The organism is Phycisphaeraceae bacterium (genome assembly GCA_019636675.1).
Lineage (GTDB): Bacteria > Planctomycetota > Phycisphaerae > Phycisphaerales > UBA1924 > JAHBXC01.
Genome location: JAHBXC010000001.1, coordinates 1,530,968 through 1,550,862 on the forward strand (window position 1 = coordinate 1,530,968; position 19,895 = coordinate 1,550,862).

General features: G+C 70.6%; 16 protein-coding genes and 1 tRNA gene. 8 read left to right on the forward strand and 9 right to left on the reverse strand.

Translation table 11 applies throughout. The features are described from left to right. Positions 1–53 precede the first annotated feature (53 nt). The 4 genes from KF684_06585 to KF684_06600 all read left to right on the forward strand — a co-directional run bounded on the left by KF684_06585 (position 54) and on the right by KF684_06600 (position 5,636). Positions 54–1,133 (forward strand): hypothetical protein, encoded by a 1,080-nt coding sequence (locus KF684_06585; protein MBX3352584.1) that lies wholly within the window; start codon positions 54–56, stop codon positions 1,131–1,133. A gap of 200 nt (positions 1,134–1,333) precedes the next feature. Further along, positions 1,334–1,969, forward strand: a complete 636-nt coding sequence (locus KF684_06590; protein MBX3352585.1) for a response regulator — start codon at positions 1,334–1,336, stop codon at positions 1,967–1,969. Positions 1,970–2,010: 41 nt separating this feature from the next. Beyond that, complete coding sequence (locus KF684_06595) at positions 2,011–4,380, forward strand: HDOD domain-containing protein (protein MBX3352586.1); 2,370 nt, start codon at positions 2,011–2,013, stop codon at positions 4,378–4,380. Between the two features lie 116 nt (positions 4,381–4,496). Next, positions 4,497–5,636, forward strand: coding sequence for a hypothetical protein (locus KF684_06600; protein MBX3352587.1), 1,140 nt, complete (start codon positions 4,497–4,499; stop codon positions 5,634–5,636). Here KF684_06600 and der read toward each other — a convergent pair whose 3' ends face one another. From der to KF684_06620, 4 genes are all read right to left on the reverse strand, one after another. Next, on the reverse strand, positions 5,637–7,268 hold the full coding sequence (gene der, locus KF684_06605) for a ribosome biogenesis GTPase Der (protein MBX3352588.1): 1,632 nt from the start codon (positions 7,266–7,268) through the stop codon (positions 5,637–5,639). It lies immediately after the preceding gene. Between the two features lie 79 nt (positions 7,269–7,347). Next, on the reverse strand, positions 7,348–9,243 hold the full coding sequence (locus tag KF684_06610) for an ABC transporter ATP-binding protein (protein ID MBX3352589.1): 1,896 nt from the start codon (positions 9,241–9,243) through the stop codon (positions 7,348–7,350). A gap of 19 nt (positions 9,244–9,262) precedes the next feature. After that, on the reverse strand, positions 9,263–10,666 hold the full coding sequence (gene aroA / locus KF684_06615) for a 3-phosphoshikimate 1-carboxyvinyltransferase (GenBank protein MBX3352590.1): 1,404 nt from the start codon (positions 10,664–10,666) through the stop codon (positions 9,263–9,265). Further along, positions 10,663–11,001, reverse strand: coding sequence for a co-chaperone GroES (locus KF684_06620; protein ID MBX3352591.1), 339 nt, complete (start codon positions 10,999–11,001; stop codon positions 10,663–10,665). The genes aroA and KF684_06620 overlap by 4 nt, the downstream gene beginning before the upstream one ends. Before the next feature lie 58 nt (positions 11,002–11,059). On the opposite strand from KF684_06620, the gene KF684_06625 reads away from it, so the two are divergent. Continuing rightward, on the forward strand, positions 11,060–11,590 hold the full coding sequence (locus tag KF684_06625; GenBank protein ID MBX3352592.1) for an adenine phosphoribosyltransferase: 531 nt from the start codon (positions 11,060–11,062) through the stop codon (positions 11,588–11,590). Positions 11,591–11,599: 9 nt separating this feature from the next. Here KF684_06625 and KF684_06630 read toward each other — a convergent pair whose 3' ends face one another. The 3 genes from KF684_06630 to rpsT form a co-directional block, all read right to left on the reverse strand. After that, a complete protein-coding gene (locus KF684_06630) occupies positions 11,600–13,942 on the reverse strand; it encodes a choice-of-anchor B family protein (protein MBX3352593.1) in 2,343 nt (780 codons plus the stop codon). Between the two features lie 155 nt (positions 13,943–14,097). Then, positions 14,098–14,973 (reverse strand): CPBP family intramembrane metalloprotease, encoded by an 876-nt coding sequence (locus KF684_06635; protein MBX3352594.1) that lies wholly within the window; start codon positions 14,971–14,973, stop codon positions 14,098–14,100. A gap of 112 nt (positions 14,974–15,085) precedes the next feature. Then, positions 15,086–15,358 carry a 30S ribosomal protein S20 gene (gene rpsT / locus KF684_06640; GenBank protein MBX3352595.1) on the reverse strand — a complete coding sequence of 91 codons (273 nt, stop codon included), beginning with the start codon at positions 15,356–15,358 and terminating at the stop codon, positions 15,086–15,088. A 361-nt stretch (positions 15,359–15,719) separates the two neighbouring features. Between rpsT and KF684_06645 the strand changes: the two genes are divergently transcribed. From KF684_06645 to KF684_06655, 3 genes are all read left to right on the forward strand, one after another. Then, positions 15,720–15,793 (forward strand) — tRNA-Arg (locus KF684_06645). 131 nt (positions 15,794–15,924) lie between these two features. Further along, the gene (locus KF684_06650) at positions 15,925–16,731 is read left to right on the forward strand and encodes a hypothetical protein (protein MBX3352596.1); all 807 of its coding nucleotides are present in this window, start codon (positions 15,925–15,927) and stop codon (positions 16,729–16,731) included. After that, positions 16,731–17,027, forward strand: a complete 297-nt coding sequence (locus KF684_06655) for a hypothetical protein (protein MBX3352597.1) — start codon at positions 16,731–16,733, stop codon at positions 17,025–17,027. The genes KF684_06650 and KF684_06655 overlap by 1 nt, the downstream gene beginning before the upstream one ends. Before the next feature lie 9 nt (positions 17,028–17,036). On the opposite strand, the gene KF684_06660 is transcribed toward KF684_06655, so the two are convergent. Continuing rightward, positions 17,037–19,520, reverse strand: a complete 2,484-nt coding sequence (locus KF684_06660) for a hypothetical protein (GenBank protein ID MBX3352598.1) — start codon at positions 19,518–19,520, stop codon at positions 17,037–17,039. A gap of 120 nt (positions 19,521–19,640) precedes the next feature. Further along, complete coding sequence (locus KF684_06665; protein ID MBX3352599.1) at positions 19,641–19,889, reverse strand: hypothetical protein; 249 nt, start codon at positions 19,887–19,889, stop codon at positions 19,641–19,643. Between the last annotated feature and the right edge of the window lie 6 nt (positions 19,890–19,895).

The following is a 19,895-nucleotide window of genomic DNA, read 5'->3' on the forward strand; positions in this document are numbered from 1 at the left end:
AATGGTAGCCGCGACGCCGGGCGGCGGGCGGGGCGGGCTGATATCGTGCGGGCATGACGCGTTGCGCCGCCCTCCGAACCGTGGTTCTGCTGGCCCTCGTCGGCGGCGTTCAGCCGGCGTGGGCGGCGGCGCAGCCGGTCGAGCCGGATGATTCCGTCGAGGCGCGCATCCGGCGTCTGGAGCGTGCGGCGAGGGAGTTCGCGCCGGCGCGCCCCAGCGCCGAGACCGAGGTCCGCCAGGCGGGCCCGGGCGCCGAGCAGTTCGCCGGCATCGCGCGCGACCCGCTGGGCAACATCCGCCCCGGGCTGCTGCGCGAGGGCGCGACGGTCATCGATGTGCGAGGGCGTGTCGCGAACACTTCGGCCGGGTGGATCTTCGCCGCCGACCCGGTGGCGCCCTCCGGAGACGACGATCGCGTCCTGCTGCGCCTGCTGCCCGGCCCTGCGTCGGAGCGCCTGCGCGCCGAGGTGGTCGCGCGCGAGTCGGAGGGGCTCGAGCCGGCGACCTTCCGTCTCAGCGGGCGCGTGCTGACCGACCGCGGGCGGGTGTTCCTGCTGCCCACGTTCGCGACAGTCGTCTCGCCGCCGGCGGCGCCGGAGGATCGGGCCGAACTCTTTGAGGATGAGGACGACGAGTTCGCGTGGGGGCCCGAGAACATCGACGAGGAGCGCGAGACGAAACCGGCTCGCGCGCCCGAGCGCGAGCCGGAGCGCGACGAGGAGCGCGACCCGAGCGTGCGCGCGCTGATCGAGCGTCTGGAGCGCGCGAGCGAGGCGGATCGCGAGGGGCTGGACGAGACGCTGCTGGGGTACGCGCCGTCGGAGGAGGCGGGCGTGCGTCTGGTGCTGGCGCGCTCGGCGCGCCTGTCGCGGGGTTCGGACGGGCGTCTCGCGGCGCTGTTCGAGGCGGGCTCGGCGTCGCCGACGCGCGACGAGGCGCTGCCTTCGACGCGGATGGTGTTCCTGCCCTGTCGCCTGCTGGGCGCGCTGGAGGGCGTGTGGGCGTCGCGCGGCGACGGGGCGCGTCTGCTCGTCAGCGGCGAGGCGTTCCGCGACGGGAACGAGTGGTTCCTGCTGCCCTCCCTGGTCGAGGTGGAGCCCCCGGCGATGTCTGGTTTGCGGACGCTGCGCTGAGCCGCGCCGGGGCGCGCGTTCGCGGACGCACGCCCTCGCGACCGTCGGGGGCCCGGGTGTTTCTCGGTCGACAGCCCGCGTGTTCGGAGAGGGTTGCGCCCCTTCCCCAGTGAAACTGGTCAAGCGGGGCAAGATCAGGCCCGATCCCAGCAGCGACGCACGCTCGCGGATGTCGCGGCGGCGCGCTCGGAGGCGACGGCATGACGACCAGTGCACGCAACAACGGCAGCCAGGGCGGCAACGGGGGGCACGCGTCCGACGAGGACCTGCGCGGCAAGCAGGTCTTCACCACCGGCGAAGCGGCGCGCGTCTGCAATGTCAGCCAGCAGACCATCATCCGCTGCTTCGACAGCGGGCGCCTCACCGGCTTTCGCGTGCCGGGCTCGAAGTTCCGGCGCATCCCGCGCGCCGAACTCATCCGGTTCATGAAAGAGAACGACATCCCCCTCGACCGCCTGGGCGGCGAGCGCCGGCGCGTTCTCATCGTCGACGACGACCCGCAGATCCTCGAGTTGCTCGCCGAGACGCTGTCGCGCGACGCGCGGTTCGAGGTGCGCACCGCGTCCACCGGCTACGACGCCGGCATGCTCACCGAGGCGTTCCGTCCCGATCTTGTCATCCTCGACTTTATGCTGCCGGACATCAACGGCGACATCGTCTGCCGACGCATCCGCGAGCACGACGCGCTCAACAGCACGCGCATCATCTGCATCTCGGGCGTGGTCAATCGCGACGAGGTCGACAAACTCCTCGACGCCGGCGCCGACGAGTTCATCAAGAAGCCGTTCAACATCCAGCAGTTCGTGAACCGGGTGAACGGCCTGCTCAAGCTCTGAGCGGGCGGTCGGACCTCACCAATCCAGACGAGGACGCGGGCTTGGCGCAGCACTCGCGAGAACACGCGGCAGACACGCGGCACCCCGGGGGGGCGCCGCGGGGCTCTCACGGCGCCAACGGTGATCTCTCGCGTCAGCTCGAGAAGGTGCTCGAGCGGATCGACTCGCTGCCCACGCTGTCGTCGGTCGCGCAGCGCGTCATCGCGATCTCGACCGCCGCCGACGCGGACATGCGCCAGATCGCGCAGATCATCGAGAGCGACCCGTCGCTGACGGCGCGCCTGCTGGCGCTGTGCCGTCGCGCCGACCGGGGGTTGTCGAACCAGATCGTCTCGGTCGAGCGCGCCGTCGTGCTGCTTGGCTTCGAAACGGTTCGTGCCGCGACGCTGGGGGTCGAGGTCTTCGACCTGCTCAACACGCGTAAGACGCCCGAGCCCCACGAGCCGGGAGAGAAACCGGCGTTCGATCGCGCCGCGTTCTGGCGGTTCTGCGTCGGTGTCGCGTGCGCCGCGGAGCTGCTCGCCGGCGAGGCGCGCCGCCCGGGTTCGCCAAGGCCGGCGGAGGCGTTCACCTGCGGCCTGCTGCACGGGGTGGGGCTGATCGCGCTGGACATGGTGATCCCCAAGACGCTGACGCGCGTCGTCGACCTGGCGGAGCGCAAGCGGATCACGGTCGCCGAGGCGTCGCGCAGCGTGATCGGGTTCGACCACCACACCGCGGGGAAGCGTCTGGCCGAGCGCTGGGGCCTGCCGCAGATCCTGCAGGACGTGATGTGGCTGCACGGGCTCCCGCCCGAGGGCGCGGTCGAGACGGCGCACCGAGGGGTGATCGGGCTCGTGGACGGCGCGATCAGCGTGGCGAAGCGTCTGCACATCGGGTGGAGCGCCGACTACGCGCCGCCTCCCGATCCGGCGGGCGTGTGCGCCCCGATCGGCGTCGCGCCGGCGGCGCTGGAGCGTGTGCTGTCGCGCGTGCACGAGCGGGTCGCGGACCGCGTCGCGATCCTTGGTCTGGACGAGACACCCACCGAGCGGCTGCTGCTGGAATCGCTGTCGCGCGCCAACGCGGCGCTCGACCGGGCGAGGGCCGGCGCGGTCGCGAGAGCCGGCGGCGCAGAGGCGATGGCTCGTGCCATGCAGTCGATCGCCGCGCTGCACGCGGCCCCTGCGGAAGAACTCCGTGGCGAGTCGCTGGCGGGCGCGATCGCGCGCAGCGCCGCGGTTGCGCTCGGCGCGGGCGACGCCTGCGTCGTGTTCTGCCGCGATAAATCGGTCTGCGAGCCGGGCGCGACGGTCTGGCTGGGTGCGCGGCACTGCGTCGCGATGTCGCCCGCCGGTCGCGTGCTCGAGGTCGACCCCGGCGTTCCGCACGACATCGATCGCGCGCTGCACGCGGTCCGCGCGGACTCGCCGGCGCTGACCTGCGACGCGTGCGCCTGGGCGACGGGCGCGCTCGACGACCCGGCGTCGGCGCGGGTGATCGCGCTGCACGGGCGGCGCACCGTGGGGATGGTCGTCTACACGCCCGGCGCCGACCCGGCGGGCGAGCCGACGCCGCGCGCCGCGCTCGACGGGCTGGCGGCGTGGTGGGCCGGGCTGCTCGACGCCGAGGCGGACCGCGCCGACGCGACGGGGCTGCACGAGCGCGTGGTGGACGCAAGCAGGCGCCTGGCGGAGGCGCAGGCGAAGATCGTCGAAGCGGAATCGCTGGTGCGTCTGGCGGAGGTCGCCGCCGGCGCCGCCCACGAGATGAACAACCCGCTGACGGTGATCTCGGGGCGCGCGCAGCAGTTGGCGCAGTCGGCGCGCGAGCCGCGCGACCGGGCGACGGCGGAGGCGATCGACGCCGCCGCGCAGAAGCTGAGCGATCTGGTGACGAGTCTGCGTCTGTACGCCGACCCGCCCAAGCCGCGCCTGGGCCCGGTGGCGCTGCGCGAGGCGCTGGACCGCGCGACGCGCCTTGGCGCCGAGAAGGCGAAGACCCCGGGCGGCGCGAAGCCCGAGGTGCGCGTGCTGGTGGAGCACCTGCCGGGCATGCCCGTGCTGGACGGGGTCCAGCTGACCGAAGCGGTCTCCGAACTGGTGGCGAACGCGATGGAGGCCGAGGGGTGTTCGACGGTCATCGTCCGGGCGGCGGCCGAGGCGCCGGACGGGCGCCTGGTGATCACGGTCGCCGACGACGGGCCGGGGCTGTCCGAGAAGGCCCTGCGCCACGCGTTCGACCCGTTCTTCTCCGAGAAAAAAGCCGGTCGCCAGCAAGGGCTGGGGCTGGCGCGCGCCCGGCGCCTCCTGGGGCTCAACGGGGGGGACCTGCTGCTTCGCAACCGGGACGAGGGGGGCGTGCTCGCCTCGATCGTCTTCGCGGAAGTCGGGCGCATCTTCCCCGGGCGCTCGCATCAGTCGGCGGCGTGAGTTGCCGATAGCGAGTGGCCAGCGACTTCCGGGGGCGGCACACGCGTCGGCGGAGCCCGACGGACCAACGGAACGCGGAGCACGACTCGCAACGACTCAGGCAAGGACGCCCACCGATGAAGGCGCGCAAGCGGACACCAGCGGAGATCACCGGCGAGGGAGCGCCCGCCCCCTCGGGCCAGGGCGTCGACCGCGCCGCGAAGGGTCGCGTGCTCGTGCATCACCCGTGCAAGGGCGTGCGTGCGCGGGTCATCGCGGCGCTGCGCGAGTGCGGGATGGTCACCGAGGGCGTCGCGTCGCTGCGCACCGCGCGGGCGAAACTCGCCGAGACCGTGTTCGACGCCGCGCTCCTGACGATCCGGGGCGACGGGACGGACGCGCTCGACCTGGCCAACGATCTTTCCTCCGACGCGATGGGCCCGGGCGTGGTGATGCTCAGCGACCGGCCCGATGTCGACGACGCGGTGCGCGCCATGCGCGCCGGCGCGATGGACCTGCTCAGCGAGCCCTACCAGGCGGCGGATGTCGCGCTGCGCGTCCGCGCGGTCGTGGACGCGGCCCGGCGCGACCGCCAGCGCGAGGAGCAGCTCTCCGGGCTCAAGAAGCTCTGTCGCGAACTGAACACGGCGCGCGACAGCGTGACCAAGCAGGTCGGCTCGCTCTGCGACGAGCTGGCGGACGCGTACACCCAGATCACCGAGCAGGTGCAGCATGTGAAGGCCGCGGCCGAGTTCGCGGCGCTGATCCGGCAGGACCTGGATGTTGAGAGCGCGCTGCGAACCTGCCTGGAATACCTGCTGACCAAAACCGGGCCGACCAACGCCGCGGTGTTCCTGCCGGGCGACCACGGCGACTTCTCGCTGGGCGCGTATGTGAACTATGACCGCCCGCGCGACGCGGCGGACGTGCTGCTCGACCACCTGGCCAACACGCTGGCGCCGCGCTTCGCGGACGAGGACTCGATCCTCGCCTTCGACGGCGAGGAGGATCTGGCGAAGACGGTGGGCGACGACGCGCACTGGCTCGGCGACAGCCGGGTGGTGGTGATCCCATGCTCGCACGACGAGGAGTGCATGGCGGTGATGGTGCTGTTCCGCGACCGTCTCAGCCCGTTCTCGACCGACGCGATGCCGGTGCTCGAGATCGTGGGGCGCCTGTTCGCCGAGCAACTCGACCGCGTGGTGCGCGTCCACGGGCGCGCCTTCGCGAAGGACGAGGCCTGGCCCGACGAGGACATCGGGGGCATGGCGGCCTGATCAGTCGTCGTCGCCGAAGTCGTCGTCGGGGAGGGCTTCGATCTCTTCCTCGTAGCCCTCGGTGAGGTCGACCTCGTAGAACTCGGAGGGGTCGATCTCTTCGACGGACATCCGGGCGCGCTGGCCGCCGGCGCGCTGCTTGGCGAGTTCGGCGAGGGAGAGGCGGCGCCTGCCGCGGATGAGCAGTCGGACGGGGACCTCTTCGAAGGGCAGTCGCTCGCGGATCTGGTTGAGCAGGTAGCGCTCGTACTGCGCCGTGATCATCTCGGGGATGTTGACGACGAGGGCGATCGTGGGGGGCAGCGTCCCGACCTGCGCGACGTACAGCAGTTTCAGGCGCTTGCCGAGCTTGCTGGGGGGCGTGTGGGTCTCGACGACCTCGCGGAAGACACGGTTGAGCTCGCCGGTGGTGACGCGCTTCTTCGCCTGCTCGTAGAGCTCGAAGGCGACCTCGACGGCGGACCAGACGTTGCCCTTGCCGGGGGCCTCGGTCGCGGCCTTGGCGCTGGTGAAGATGATGGGGCAGTGCGCGAGGCCGAGGAGCTCTTTCTCGATGTAGTCGCTGTAGTCCTCGGTGGTGATCTCGCGCCCCTGCTTGTTCGGTCGGCCGGCGACGAGGTCCCACTTGTTCACGACGATCACGCAGGGCTTGAAGTTGCGCTGCACCTCGAGCGACAACTGCTTGTCGACCTTGGAGATCGGCAGGGTCGCGTCGATCATGAAGATCGCGACGTCGGCCCGCTCGATCGCGCCCTTGGCGCGTGAGTAGGCGAACCACTCGACCTGATCGGCGAGACTCTTGCGCTTGCGCACGCCGGCGGTGTCGATGGCGAGGAAGGTCATGCCGTCGCGCTCGAAGCGGACGTCGATCGCGTCGCGGGTGGCGCCGGCGATCTCGGAGACGATGACGCGCTGCTCGCCGGCGAGGGCGTTGACGAGACTGGACTTGCCGGCGTTGCGCTTGCCGATGATGGCGAGGCGCATGTCGGCGTGCTCGGTTGGGTCGGGCTGGTCCTCGCGCTCGGGGGGCAGCAGGTCGTAGAGGCGCTCGAGGAAATCGCGCCGGCGATAGTTGCTGGCGGTCGAGATGACCAGGGGCTCTCCGAAGCCGAGGGCGGCGGCTTCGAGGGCGTGGGGCTCCCAGCCCTCGCCGTCGACCTTGTTGGCGACGACGACGATCTTCTGGTCGGGGCGGACCATCTTCGCGAGGTCCTCGCCGTGAACGCCGGAGCGGTGGAAGGTCTTCTCGCGGAGCATGCGCGCGATGTCGTAGTCGATCGCGGTGGGTCCGGCCTGGGCGTCGATGACGAAGAGGACGAGGTCTGCGCTGCGCAGTGCCTCGGCGATCTGCATCTCGATGGGCATGGTGAGTTTGGTCAGGTCCTGCCCGGAGTCGTCGAAGCGGGCGCCCTCGGCGACATAGACGCCGTAGCCGCCGGTGTCGACGAACTCGACGAGGCGCGCCGGGCGCTCGGGCTCGCGCAGGTCGATGTCGACGAGCGCCGAGACGCGGTCGCGCGTGACGCCGGGCGTCGGGTCGACGATCGACACCCGCTGCCTGGCGAGCAGGTTGAGGAGCGACGACTTGCCGACGTTGGGTCGGCCGACGATTGCGACACGCGTGAGGGACATAGCGGGGATGGTATGCCGTTCGCCCGGAATGGCCCCCGGCGCGGGGCGCCCGGGCCCGAGATAGGCAAAAAGTGCCCTTTCAGACCGCCGCGGGCAGGAGCTGGCGACTGGCGAGGGTCCGGTAGACCTCGCAGCGGTCGAGGAGCTGGGCGTGGGTTCCGACATCGACGAGCCGGCCCCGGTCGAGAACGACGATGCGGTCGGCGTTGATGACGGTGCTGAGGCGGTGGGCGATGACGAAAGTGGTGCGCCCCTTCGCGAAGTCGGCGATGGCCTGGGTGATGTGCGCCTCGCTGTCGGCGTCGATCATGCTGGTGGCTTCGTCGAGCATGAGGATCGCCGGGTCGCGCAGCACGGCGCGGGCGATGGCGAGTCGCTGGCGCTGACCGCCGGAGAGCGCGACGCCGGCGTCGCCGACCTGGGCGTCGTAGGCGCCCGCCTTTTGCATGATGAAGTCGTGGGCGTGGGCTCGGCGCGCGGCGCGTTCGATCTGTTCGCGGGTCGCGCCGCGCACGCCGTAGGCGATATTGTCGGCGATGGTCCCTCGGAAGAGGACGACCTCCTGGGTGACGACGCCGATCTGCTGGCGCAGGGATCGGAGGCGCACGCCGGCGATGTCGACGCCGTCGACGAGGACGCGTCCCTCGTCGGGGTCGAAGAGTCGGGGGATGAGGGAGAGCAGCGTGGTCTTGCCCGATCCGTTGGGCCCGACGATCGCGATGGTCTCGCCGTGGGCGACGCGCAGGGTGAGGGCGCGCAGGGCGGGCTCGGGCGCGTCGGGGTAGCGGACGGTGACGCCCTCGAACGCGATGTCGCGTGTGTGGCGCGCGAGGTCGGGTTGGCGCTTCGGCCTGCGCACGCGCAGCTTGCCCCGCCCGGCGCGCCGGGGGATGGCGCACTCGGGCTCGGCGTCGACCAGCTCGGCGAGGCGTTCGGCGGCCGGGGCGGCGGCCTGGACCTCTTGCACGATGTTGGTCAGGGGCTTGAGCGACGCGCCGCTGATGCCCAGCGCGATGAGCGCCGTGGCGAAGGAGGGCGCGTCGAGCGTGCCGCTGACGATCAGCCGGGCGGCGAAGAGCGCCGAACCGGCGAGGACGAAGAGCGCGAGGGTCTCGATGAGGGGGCTGGCGACCGCCTTGGCGGTGCGGGCGCGCAGCTCCTGTCGGACATACTCGCGGTCGATGCGCGAGAATCGCCCGACCTCGTAGCGCTCGTTGGTGTGGACCTTCACGACGCGCAGGCCCTGGAGCGTCTCGTTGGCCGCCGACAGCAGCCCGGCCTGCGACTGCATCATGCCCCGCGAGGCCTTCTTGATGCGCTTGCCGAGCTTGCGGATGATGAGCCCGAGCACGATCGCGACGGGGATGATGGCGGCGGATCGCGGCTCGATGACGAGCGCGGCGATAAAGGCGGCGATGCCCTTGAGGATCTGCGCCGGCGCCTTGCCCACGAGCGTGAGCAGGCCCTGACGGAGGCGGACGGAATCGTTGACGATGCGCGAGACGAGGTCGGACGCGTGCGCGCCGATCACGCCTCGCAGGGGCATGTTGACGGCGCCTCGGAACGCGGCGCGACGGACGGAGGACGCGGCGTTGCTGGCCATCGTCTCGGCGCAGTAGGCGTGGATGAAGTTGGCGGTCGCGCCGAGCGTGGTGAGCACGCACAGCGCGAGGACCAGCCACAGGATGGTCTCGAATCGCCCGTCGGGGAGGGCGGCGATCCACGCGTCGGGGACGCGCGACGCGAGCCAGTCGGGCAGTTCGGCGCGCCCGCTGGCCGCCAGCTCGCGCAGGGGGGCGGCGTCCTCGTCGACAAGGTGCTTCACGACCGGCGCGAGCGCCGTCAGCCCGGCGCCGAGCCCCATCGCGGAAAACCCGGCGGCCAGCGCGGCGGTGACCGCGAGGGAGGGCTTGCGCAGGAGCTCGCGCGCGAAACGCCAGTAGGGGCTGCGGGCTGTGAGCCGGGGCTTGGGCACGGGCGGAAGTGTACGGGTATCAGGGGTCCCGGGGCGCCTGAGCGGACACGCCGGCGAGGTCGACCCACGCCTCCCAGAAGCGAGGGAAGGTCTTGCGCACACAGGAGGGATCGCGGACGAAACAGTTGGGGCGGACGAGCCCGATCACCGCGAGGGCCATCGCCATGCGATGGTCCTTGTAGGTGTCGAACTCGACTCGCGGCGCGCCCGTGGCGCGGTCGATCCCGCCTGGCGGGGGCGTGATGCGCAGGCCCTCGTCGCGCGAGGCGTCGGCGCGGGCGTGGGCGAAGATCTCGACCGTCGCGCCGACCTTCTCGAGCTCGGCCTTCAGGGCGGCGAGACGGTCGGACTCCTTCACGCGGAGCGTGCGCAGGCCCCGGATGGTCGTTGTTCCCTCGGCGAGGACGGCGAGGGCGGCGAGGGTCATGGCGGCGTCGGGCATGTCGGCGAGGTCGGCGTCGATCGCGCGCAGGCGGTCGGGGCCGACGACGCGCAGGCCGCGCGCGTCGCACGAGGTGAGCGCGCCCATCGCGCGGAGGTGCTCGTGGAAGCGTGTGTCGCCCTGGAGTGAGTCGGGGTCGAGGCCGGCAATCGTCACGGCGCTGCCCGGCAGCGCGCAGGCGGCGGCGAGGAAGTAGGTCGCGGCGCTCGCGTCGGGCTCGATGGTCAGCTCAAACGGTTCGACGCCTGCGCCTTCTGTGCGCGCGCCGACGGTCATGTCGGTGAGCGCGGCGTTGCGCTCGACGCGTGCGCCGAGTCGATCGAGCAGCCGCAGGGTCATGTCGATGTAGGGTTTGCTTGGCGGGTCGCCGGCGATGCGCACGCGCACGCCTCGCCCGGCAGCAAGCCAGGGCCCGACGAGGAGCAGCGCACTGATGAACTGGCTGGACGCGGTGACCGGGAGCGCGACCTCGAGCGTTGCGGTCGCGTCGTTCGTGATGGGGTGCACGCGCACGGGCGGGAACCCGTGGGCGCCGAGGTGCTCGACGCGTGCGCCGAGCTGCGCGAGGGCGTCGGTCAGTTCGCCGATGGGTCGCTGGCGCATGCGCTCGTCGCCGTCGAGGGTGACGGGCGCGTCGGCGAGCGTGCAGGCGGCGGCGAGGAAGCGCATGGCGGTGCCGGCGCCGCGGATGTCGATGGGTCGCGCGTCGTCCGGGGCGTGGAGCGCGCCGCCCACGCCGCGGACGCGCAAAGCGTCGCCCCGCTCGCGCAGCCCGACGCCCAGGGCGCGGAGCGCGCCGAGCATCGCAACGCCGTCGTCGGCGTCGAGGAGCGGGTTGTGGATGATCGACTCGCCCTGCGCGAGGGCCGCGAGGAGGAGGGCGCGGTTGCTGAGACTTTTGCTCGCCGGGAGGGCGGCGGCGATCTCGAACCGCCGGCCCGCGACGCAGGGCAGCGGGAAGGGGTCGGCGTGCGTGCTCACGCCTTCTCGCTCGCTCCGGGGGTCCGGAAGACCGCGACGACGTCCTCGACGGGCACGACGAAGAGGCGGTTGTCGCCCTCGAAGTCCACGGGGATGGCGTGCTTGGGGTTGAACAGCACGCGGTCGTACTGCCTGATCGGGTAATCGTCGTCGTGCTCGACCTGCGAGGACACGGCGACCACGCGCCCGGTGAGCGTGGGGATCTCGATCTTGTCGGGCAGGTGGAGCCCGGCCTTGGTCTGCTTCTTGTCCTCGTCCTTTCGGATGAGGACGCGCGCGCCGATGGGCTCGACGATCTCGAGTCTGGCGGCCTGGGTCGGGCGGGACTTGCTCATTGCGGGAGTTTAGGCGAGGCGCCGAATCGCCCCCCCTGCCCTCCGGTATCCTCTCGCCATGCATGACCCGCTCGATCGTCTCAAGGCCCTGCTCGTGGATGTCCCCGACTTCCCCAAGCCGGGCATCACCTTCAAGGACATCACCCCCCTGCTCGCGAGCCCCCAAGGGCTGGCGCTGGCGATCGAGTTGCTCGCGAACCCGTACCGGGGCAAGGGCATCGATGTCGTGGTGGGCGCCGAGTCGCGCGGGTTCATCTTCGGCATCGCGGTGGCGCAGACGCTCTCTGCCGGGTTTGCGCCGGTGCGCAAACCGGGGAAGCTGCCTCGCGCCAAGCGGTCGTGCTCCTACGAGCTGGAGTACGGGAAGGACACGCTGGAGATCCACGCCGACGCGATCCGCCCGGGGCAGCGCGTGCTGCTGGTCGACGACCTGATCGCGACCGGGGGCACGATGGGCGCGTGCCTGGACCTGATCGAGGGCATGCGCGCCGAGCTGGTGGGCGTCGCGGTGCTGATCGAACTGCTCGAACTCAAGGGGCGCGAGCGGTTCGATCTGGGCGACAAGCTGCACGCGGTCCTGCAGCTCTGAGCGTCCCGATCAGCGCGAGAGCCCGAAGTTGCTCAGCACCTCGTTGAGGTCGGCGAAGTTAACCACGCCGTCGTTGTTCACGTCGCCTTGCAGGAGCCCGGGCATGAACCCGGCTTCGCCGAAGGACGAGAGCACGGCGTTGAGATCGGCGAAGTTGACCGTGCCGTCGTTGTTGGCGTCGCCGGGAAGGAGCGGGTCGCAGACCTTGGTGGTGTAGAGGAACTCGTCGACGCCGGCCTCGACGAGCGAGGGGATGTTGGCGTCGGCGGCGACGAACCTGACGCGCATGGTCTCGCTGCGCATGAGGTGGTCCTCGATCGCGTACTCGCGCGCCGTCCAGCCGGGCAGGGGCGAGGTGATGGACTCGACGAGCGTCCATGTCGCGCCGTCGTCGTTGGAGAGCGAGACGAAGAGCCCGTCGCCGGTGTCGAGCGTCTGGCCCTTGAACCAGAGCATGACGCGGACGCGTCCGTTCGCTTCGCGCCCGTCGATGCGTGGGGAGACGAGCGTGGTCGAGCCGCCGTCGACGTCGTTCGCGCCGGCGGCGCCGCCCGGCACGCCGTTGCCGGTGACGAAGGCGAACTGCCCGTCGTCGCTGGCGTCTTCACCCGGAGCGAACTGGGTCGGGACAGGGATCGCGCGCTCCCAGCGCCCGGTTGTCGCGTTGTTGCCGGGGGTTCCCGGCGCGCCGACGGTCCAGCCACGGTCGATCTCGAAGTCGTCGTCGAGTTCGACGCGAACGCGATCGGCGACGTCGGCCGGGTGCTTCTCGAGGGGCGCGGCGAGGGGCCAGTTCACGCGCACGCCGTCGGTGGACTCGACGGTGAAGTAGTAGTGCACGAGCTCGCCGCAGGGCAGAGCGGGGAACCGCCCGAGGTAGTCGTCGTTGCCGAGCGGCTCGAGGGGGAGTGTGGTGTAGTGTCCGACGGGGTGGTCGTGTCGCCCGTGATCGCCCCCGTGACCATCGTCGCCGGGGTGGATGTGGTAGGTGAGCGTGGCGGTGGCGGGGTCGACGGTGCGCCCGTTCTGGGACTGGATGCGCACGCGGATCTCGGCGCCGCGCTGGGGAAGGTTGTCGGGCATCCCGTCGACGAAGGCGAAGGAGGCGGGCGACCCGCCGATGAGGGCGAGGGTGGGGTCGACGACGAAGAGCCCGCGGTTGATGTCGCTGATGAGGACCGTGCCGCTGGGGAAATAGGGGAAGACGCTCCACGCGCCGTCGAAGGCGGCGGCGTCGTCCTCGGGGAATGTGTCGATCCAGCCGACCTCGGGCGGGTTGAGGAAGTCGGCGCGCGTGTCGAAGACGCGCATGCCGCTGCGGTAGTTCGCCTGATAGACGAAGCCGTCGCGGATGTAGAGGTTGTGGTCGATCGCCGGCAGGCCGGCGGTGAACGACCCGAGGAAAGCCGGGCTCGTGAGGGACGAGACATCGAAGACGCGCGTGGTGGTGGTGGGCACGACGCCGCCGAGTTCGTCGAGTTCGTCGTTGTGGAAGAGGATTCGGCGCTCGACATCGACCCAGAGCTGGTGCGAGTAGCGCAGGCCGGGGTACGCGAGGCGCGCGAGGCGCGTCATGCTGGACTTGTTGGTGACATCGACGATGTCGATGCCGTTGTCTGCGGCGGCGCAGAAGGCGATCTCTCGCCCCTGCCAGGGCCCGGGGTGGGGCCAGGTGACGACGTGGGCGTCGTGCACGTAGGACTGGTTGTAGGAGCCTGCGATGACGGGCTGCGCCGGGTTGCTGACATCGATCGCGACGAGCCCGTCGGAGGGCAGGTTGGCGCCGCAGAGGTAGACGAAGTTGGTGGCCTCGTTGGTCGCGATGTTGTGCGCCCACTGGAGCCCGGAGGCGCGGAACTCGGTGACTTTGGTGACGACGCCGGCGTCGATCTGGCCCATGTCGTAGACATGCAGGCCGGTGTCGAGGCGGTCCTTGATGAAGTAGCACTTGTCGCCGATGACCTTGGCGTCGGCCCAGAGACTCGACCCGTTGGTGGGGAATCGCGCGACGATCACGGGGGACGCCGGGTCGGTGACCTCGACGAACGCCAGACCGTCGGTAAAGGTCATGATGGCGTATTCGCGCCCGGAGGGGCTGGTGTATCCCCAGCAGTCGGCGCCCATGCCCAGATCGAATTCCTGGAGCGAGATGCGGCTCTTGAGCACGATGTTCATCGCTTCGTAGCTCTCGCCGCCGGCCGGGCCGCTGGGCGCGCCGCCGCCCTTGTCGTGGCGCGGGCCGAGATCGTCGACAGGGGGCAGCGCGAGCGAGTGCGACGACCCGAGGCAGACGATCGCCACCAATGACAACCACGAGCGGGGAGGGCTGACGGCACGGATCGGGCTGGGCATCATGAACTCCACGCCCCCGGCGGGACGGCACGCGACATCGACAGGTCCGGGCGGATGCGCCGGACGGTTCCACCCTACAGCGCCTCGGTGTGCCGGCAAATACCCGTTTTGGACGATTCGTCGAAGAACACGCGCAGGGTCCGGGAACACACCCTTTATGAGGCGGTGAACACGACGATGTCGTAGATCGCGTGCGCGGCGACGACGATGCCGAAGCCCCGGAACACGAAGACGCCCCCGAGGTACACCCCGGCGATCGTGAGGAACGCGGTGCGCTGGAGGTCGAGCCCGCCCCACCCGCTGAGGAAGGCGGCGTCGTGGTAGAGCGCGAACGCGACGGCGGAGAGCACCACCGCCGCGACCATCCCGGGTCGCGTCTTCATGCGCAAGAGGTCGACGAGGATGAAATGAATGGCCGCGATGCCGAAGAGCCGGAACAGGAGCTCTTCGTAGAGCCCGGCGCCGACGGCGAGCGTGAGCTTGGCGAGGGTGGGCGCGTCCTCGATGATCTGCCCGTTCTGCGCGAGGGCGGCGGCGCCGGCGGCGCTCAGCGCCTCGCCCGAGACGCGCTGGACCATCGCGCCGAGCACGAGCAGCGGCAGCGCCCACAGGGCCGACTCGACGAGCATCCCGCCCAGCACGCCGGGGCGAAGCTTCCACGGGTCGCGCGAGAGCAGGTGCCAGACGACGAGCACGACCACGAGCAGGATGCCCGGGAGGAAGACGGCGCTGGAGCCGAAGGCGCCGAGCACGCGCATGAGTTGTTCGTGCGCGCGGATGGTCTCGAAAACGCCCTGCTCGGCGTCGTAGAGGTAGAGCGCCGAGCCGACTTCGTACGCGATGATGAGCGGGAGCAGGAAGACCAGCACGTGGAGCGGGCGCTGCGAGACCCAGGCGTAGCGGCGCTCGCCCAGCGGGACCTGGCGTTCGCGCTTGGGAACCGGACGGAGGGTGCGCGCGGCGTCGCTGGCGCCGGGGCGTTGCCCCTGGCGTGTCGCGCCGGCGTTCATCGATGCGTCGTCCTTGGCCATGCGTGCGCGACCACGATATCGGCGCGAGTGGGCCGGAAACGACACCGGCCCCCCGTGAGACGAGGGGCCGGCGAGAAATTTCTGTGACGGGGCGCCCGGAGGGGGCTCGCGATCAGGCCGCGGCCTTCTTGGCCTTGACGCGCGCGTTGAGGCGCGACTTGTAGCGGGCGGCGGTGTTCTTGTGGATCACGCCCTTCTGCGCGGTCTTGTCGATCACGGCGCAGGCGTCGCGGTAGGCCTTCTCGGAGTCTTCGACGCTCGCGTGCAGGACCTTGTCGAGCAGGTCCTTGATCGAGTCGCGCATCGCACGCTTGCGCCAGCGGTTGAGAGCGCGACGCTTCTCGTTCTGACGGATGCGCTTCTTTGCACTGAGCGAGTGAGCCATAAGCCGGGCAAACCTTTCGACATCGACCGACGAACAACGCCGGCGGCGATTCTGACAGGGCAACTGGTTCGGATCGTCCCGCCGAGGCCGCCCACGGCCTCAGCACGGTCCTGTGGGCGTCGTGCCCGACAAGCCGACAAGGATAGCCCCCCACCCCGGTCGATCAAGCCGCCCGGCGAGACACGCCAGCGGGGCTCGGTCTCGGGGACCCCCTCGCCGCTCGTGCCCGGGGGGGGCCGGAGATTCCTCGGTGCGTCCGGCGTTCCGGCGCTTCGGGGGTGTTCCGGAGTCTGCGGGCTTGCCAGAGCGTGGCATCCGGGGATACGCTCACGCTCGCTCCGGTAACCCGGAGTCGCTCGATGCGGGCGTAGCTCAATTGGATAGAGCACCTGACTACGGATCAGGAGGTTAGGGGTTCGACTCCCTTCGCCCGTATTCTCCATCCCCATCACCACACAGGCCGCCTGAGCAATCGGGCGGCCCGTGTTATTCAAGGCGATGGAGGCGTGATTGATTTCACCCGCCCGGTGCTGCTCGGGCGAGCAAATCGCCGATGACCCCGGGATATGCACATTCGCCCAACGCGGGTTCGAAGGGTTCGTATTCGTGCGGCGTGGTGCGGCGCGGCGGCCGTCGGGGCTGTGGCGCTGACGCCCGGCTGCGCGTCGCGCGGGCCCACGGTCATCCCGGTCGACCGCTTCAACTACAACGCGTCCATCGCGCACTCGATGCAGGAGCAGTTGCTGCTGAACATTGTGCGCATGCGCTACGGAGAGGCGCCGTTCTTCCTCGATGTCGCGTCGGTCGTGCAGCAGTACTCCAGACAGATCCGCGCTGACGCCACGGGGCTGGCGATCTTCAACGGCTCGTCGGACGGGCAGGCGGGGCTGGGCGTCAGCGGCACGATGTCCGAGACGCCCACCATCACCTACCGGCCGATCCTCGGGAGCGAACTGGTCAACCAGCTCGTGCAGCCGATCCCCGCGAGCGTGGTCATCATCCTTATGGCCCACGGGTGGGAGGCGCGCGAGCTGCTGCTCGTCGCGGTCGAGCGGCTCAACGACCTGCGCAACCCGCTGTCGGCGGGCGTCAGCATAAGGGACATCAAGCAGCGCGAGGACTTTCTGACCGTGCTGGACCAACTCACGCTCGTGCAGACCAGAACGGGCCTGCGCGTCCGCGCGATCCCCACCGGGGAGGGCGGCGGGTTCACGCTCCGCGCGATGCCCCCTCGACGGAGGACCCCGATATCGCCGAGGCGCGCCGGAGGTTCCGCGAGTTGCTCGACATCGATCAGGACGCGACCTTTACGGAGGTGGTCACCTCGCCTCGCACCGAGGGGCACCAGATCGCGATCGAGACGCGTTCGGTGATGTCGATCCTTTCGGTGATCTCGCGCGACATCGCCGCGCCGGCGCACGATGTGGAGGCCGGGCGCGCGTACCCCGGGCGCGTCGAGGACGACCTGTCGCTGGTCAGGATCACGAGTTCGCAGGAGCGTCCGGCCGACGCCTATATCTCGGTGCGGTACCGGGGGACCTGGTTCTCGGTGCCCGACGACGACATGCAGACCAAGCGCGTGTTCGCGCTGCTGCAGATGCTGCTGGCGGTGCAGACCGCGCCCGAGCGGTCGCTGGCGCCGCTGATCACGGTCGGCGCGGGGGGCTGACGCGGGCGCTCAGCGGCAGGCGGCGCCGAAGTTGGTGAGGACGATGTTGAGGTCGGCGAAGTCGACGACGCCGTCGGCGTTGACATCGGCGGGGAGGTCGTCGGCGATCGTGCCGAACGCCGAGAGGACGGCGTTGATATCGGCGAAATTGACGAGGTTGTCTGCGTTGGTGTCGCCGGGGCAGTCGATGGGGGCCAGGAGGTTGTCGAGGCGCGCGATGTAGGCGTCGCGGGCGGGGGAGATTCTGAAGTTGCCGCCGACGAGCAGCGGCGCGTCTGCCGCGTGGTTGGCCGGGGCGATCGCGAGGACGGTGGCGAATGGCGACATGGTGGGGAACGGAACGCTCCACTCCGAACCGCTCCAGCGGACAAAGCCCCTTGTCTGGATCCCGCTGGCGCTCGGGAAGCTGCCGCCGACGTAGAGCGAGGGCCCGAAGCGGTCACGGACGGCCTTCATCGTTCGGATCTCGTCCATGATGGGCCAGTCGACGCCGGTCCAGCGGGTCCCGTCCCATCGCGCGAAGTGCTGGAAGCTTGTCTCGCCGGAGTGCCAGAATCGCCCACCGGCGTAGAGGCGCGGCCCGGTCCCGTCGTCGAAGACCTCGAGCGCGCGGACGCGGCTCGTGCCGATCGCGATGATGCCTTCGCCGACTGCCGACCACTGCGACCCGTTCCACTTCGCGACCCTCAACGCCGGGTTTCCATCGGCGCTCGTGAAGTTCCCGGCGGCGTAGAGCGCCGGGCCGGACCCGTCGTCGAACACGCGGAGCGCGTCGACCCGGGCGTTCACGCCGCCGGCCAGGCGATGCCAGACCTTGCCGTCGAAGCGGGCGATGTTGGACGCGACGACGCCCCCGGCGGTGGTGAACTCGCCGGCGACGATGAGCGATGGGCCCGAGCCGTCGTCGAAGACCTCGAGCGCGTGGACGGAGCCCTGGATGAACACGGAGGGTGACGCCCATGCCTGGCCGTCCCAGCGCGCGATGCGCACCGCGGGGAGTTCGCCGGCCTTCGAGAATTCGCCGCCGACATAGAGGGCGGGCGCGTCGCCGAGCCCGTCGTCGAAAAGCGCGAGCGCGTTGGCGGGGCCGTCGAGCCCGTCTGCGAGCGGTGACCATGACTGGCCGTCCCAGCGCGCGATGCCGGTGGTGACGAGCGACCCCGTGGTTCCGAACTGCCCGGCGACGATGGCGCCTTCGCCCAGGGGTGAACCGGCGGGAAGCGTGAGGATTGCGCGCACCTCGCGGTCGAGGCCGCGCCCGAGCGTGGACCACTGCTGGCCGTCCCAGTCGGCGATCGAGTGTGCGATCCGCTCGCCCGCGACATCGAAGTCGCCGGCGACGAGGACCGATTGCCCTTCACCCTCGGTGTGTGTGGAGGGAAGGATCGCGTACACGTTGTTGAGGAAGCTGTTGTCGATGCCTTGCGCGAGGCCGTGCCACTGCTGGCCGTCCCAGCGCGCGACATGCCACGCGGGCGCGTTGTCGACGCTCTGGAACGAGCCGCCGATGTAGAGCGAGCGCTGCTCGGTCAGTGGATCGGTGATCACTTCGATGGCGTTGACATCGACACCGACGACGCCTGCGCCGGTGGTGACATGGTTCCACGACGCGCCGTCCCAGCGGGCGATTTTCTGGTAGGGAGAGCCGCTGGACGGGCTGAACAGGCCGCCAGCGTAGAGGCCGGGCGTGAGACCGTCGCCCTCGTCGGGCACGCTTCGGAGTGCTTGCACGCGGCTCTGCAGCACGCCCCCGACCGAGGTCCAGGCGGTCCCGTCCCACTTCGCGACGAACGCCGCCGGAGCGCCGCCGGAGGAGTAGAAGTGCCCCGCGGCATAGATCGCGGGACCGGAGCCGTCGTCGTGCGACTCGATCGCGTGCACGATCTCCTGGCCGCCTTGCAGGCCGGCGCCGAGCGGGGACCACGCGGCGCCGTCCCAGCGCACGATCGATCTAGAGGAAGGCGTGCCGATCGCGCCGGCGCGCAAGAACCTTCCTCCGACGAACAGCGCATGGCCTTGCGCGTCGTCCAGAGCGCGGATGCGGAACACCGGGCCGGACGTGCCGCCCGCGACCTCGACCCACGAGGCGCCGTCCCATCTCGCGAGGTGGCGAGGCGTGGCGATGCCCATCGACTGGTTGAACTCACCCCCGGCGTAGAGCGCGGGGCCGGTTCCGTCGTCAAAGACGGCGAGGGTGTGCACTGTCGCGGGGAAGCCGTCGCCCACGGCGTGCCACGCGGCGCCGTCCCAGCGCGCGACGCGTCGGGCCTCCACGCCTCCTGCGATGGTGAACGAACCGGCGACATAGGTCTGGGGCCCGGCGCCCGAGCCGTCGTCGAAGACACACATGTCGTAGATCGTGTTGCCGACGCCGGCGAGGGGGCCGAAGGTCGGCGTCCACTGCGGCGCATCGCCCGCGTGTACGGTGACACAGAGACACGCGAAGGTCGACAACGCGTGCGCGACGAGCGATCGGGAACGGAATGGTGTCATGGCGCGGCCCCTTGAGAGGATCGACAAGTCCTCCGCACCCATTGGACCACATCACGGCGTGCTGTCAAGAACTTTCTGCGGACAGGGAGCAGAAAGCCGGGGCCAGGCGATGAGGCCGGCTCAGAACTGCATCGCGAGCAGCCCGCCGGCGGTGGCGAGCACGATCGCGCCGATGACGACCTTGGCGACCATGGCGTTGCGTTCGGCCTTTCCCTCGCCGAAGCGGGCCGGGTCGCGCGCGTCGAAGGCGTGGTCGTCGTACATGTCGTCCTCGTCGTCGCCGCCGAAGCGGGCCATGTCGGTGGCGCAGGGCAGCTCGGCGTCGGGGTCGAAGGGCTTTCCGCGTTCTGGGCCTGGGCAGCAGCTCATACCGGA

What these genes read in the sequence shown, in the direction of transcription:
- KF684_06585 (MBX3352584.1), top strand. Translation starts at nt 54, where the DNA reads ATGACGCGTTGCGCCGCCCTCCGAACCGTGGTTCTGCTGGCCCTCGTC.
- KF684_06590 (MBX3352585.1), top strand. Translation starts at nt 1,334, where the DNA reads ATGACGACCAGTGCACGCAACAACGGCAGCCAGGGCGGCAACGGGGGG.
- KF684_06600 (MBX3352587.1), top strand. Translation starts at nt 4,497, where the DNA reads ATGAAGGCGCGCAAGCGGACACCAGCGGAGATCACCGGCGAGGGAGCG.
- der (MBX3352588.1), bottom strand. Translation starts at nt 7,268, where the DNA reads ATGTCCCTCACGCGTGTCGCAATCGTCGGCCGACCCAACGTCGGCAAG.
- KF684_06620 (MBX3352591.1), bottom strand. Translation starts at nt 11,001, where the DNA reads ATGAGCAAGTCCCGCCCGACCCAGGCCGCCAGACTCGAGATCGTCGAG.
- KF684_06625 (MBX3352592.1), top strand. Translation starts at nt 11,060, where the DNA reads ATGCATGACCCGCTCGATCGTCTCAAGGCCCTGCTCGTGGATGTCCCC.
- KF684_06630 (MBX3352593.1), bottom strand. Translation starts at nt 13,942, where the DNA reads ATGCCCAGCCCGATCCGTGCCGTCAGCCCTCCCCGCTCGTGGTTGTCA.
- KF684_06635 (MBX3352594.1), bottom strand. Translation starts at nt 14,973, where the DNA reads ATGGCCAAGGACGACGCATCGATGAACGCCGGCGCGACACGCCAGGGG.
- rpsT (MBX3352595.1), bottom strand. Translation starts at nt 15,358, where the DNA reads ATGGCTCACTCGCTCAGTGCAAAGAAGCGCATCCGTCAGAACGAGAAG.
- KF684_06650 (MBX3352596.1), top strand. Translation starts at nt 15,925, where the DNA reads ATGCACATTCGCCCAACGCGGGTTCGAAGGGTTCGTATTCGTGCGGCG.
- KF684_06655 (MBX3352597.1), top strand. Translation starts at nt 16,731, where the DNA reads ATGTCGATCCTTTCGGTGATCTCGCGCGACATCGCCGCGCCGGCGCAC.
- KF684_06660 (MBX3352598.1), bottom strand. Translation starts at nt 19,520, where the DNA reads ATGACACCATTCCGTTCCCGATCGCTCGTCGCGCACGCGTTGTCGACC.
- KF684_06665 (MBX3352599.1), bottom strand. Translation starts at nt 19,889, where the DNA reads ATGAGCTGCTGCCCAGGCCCAGAACGCGGAAAGCCCTTCGACCCCGAC.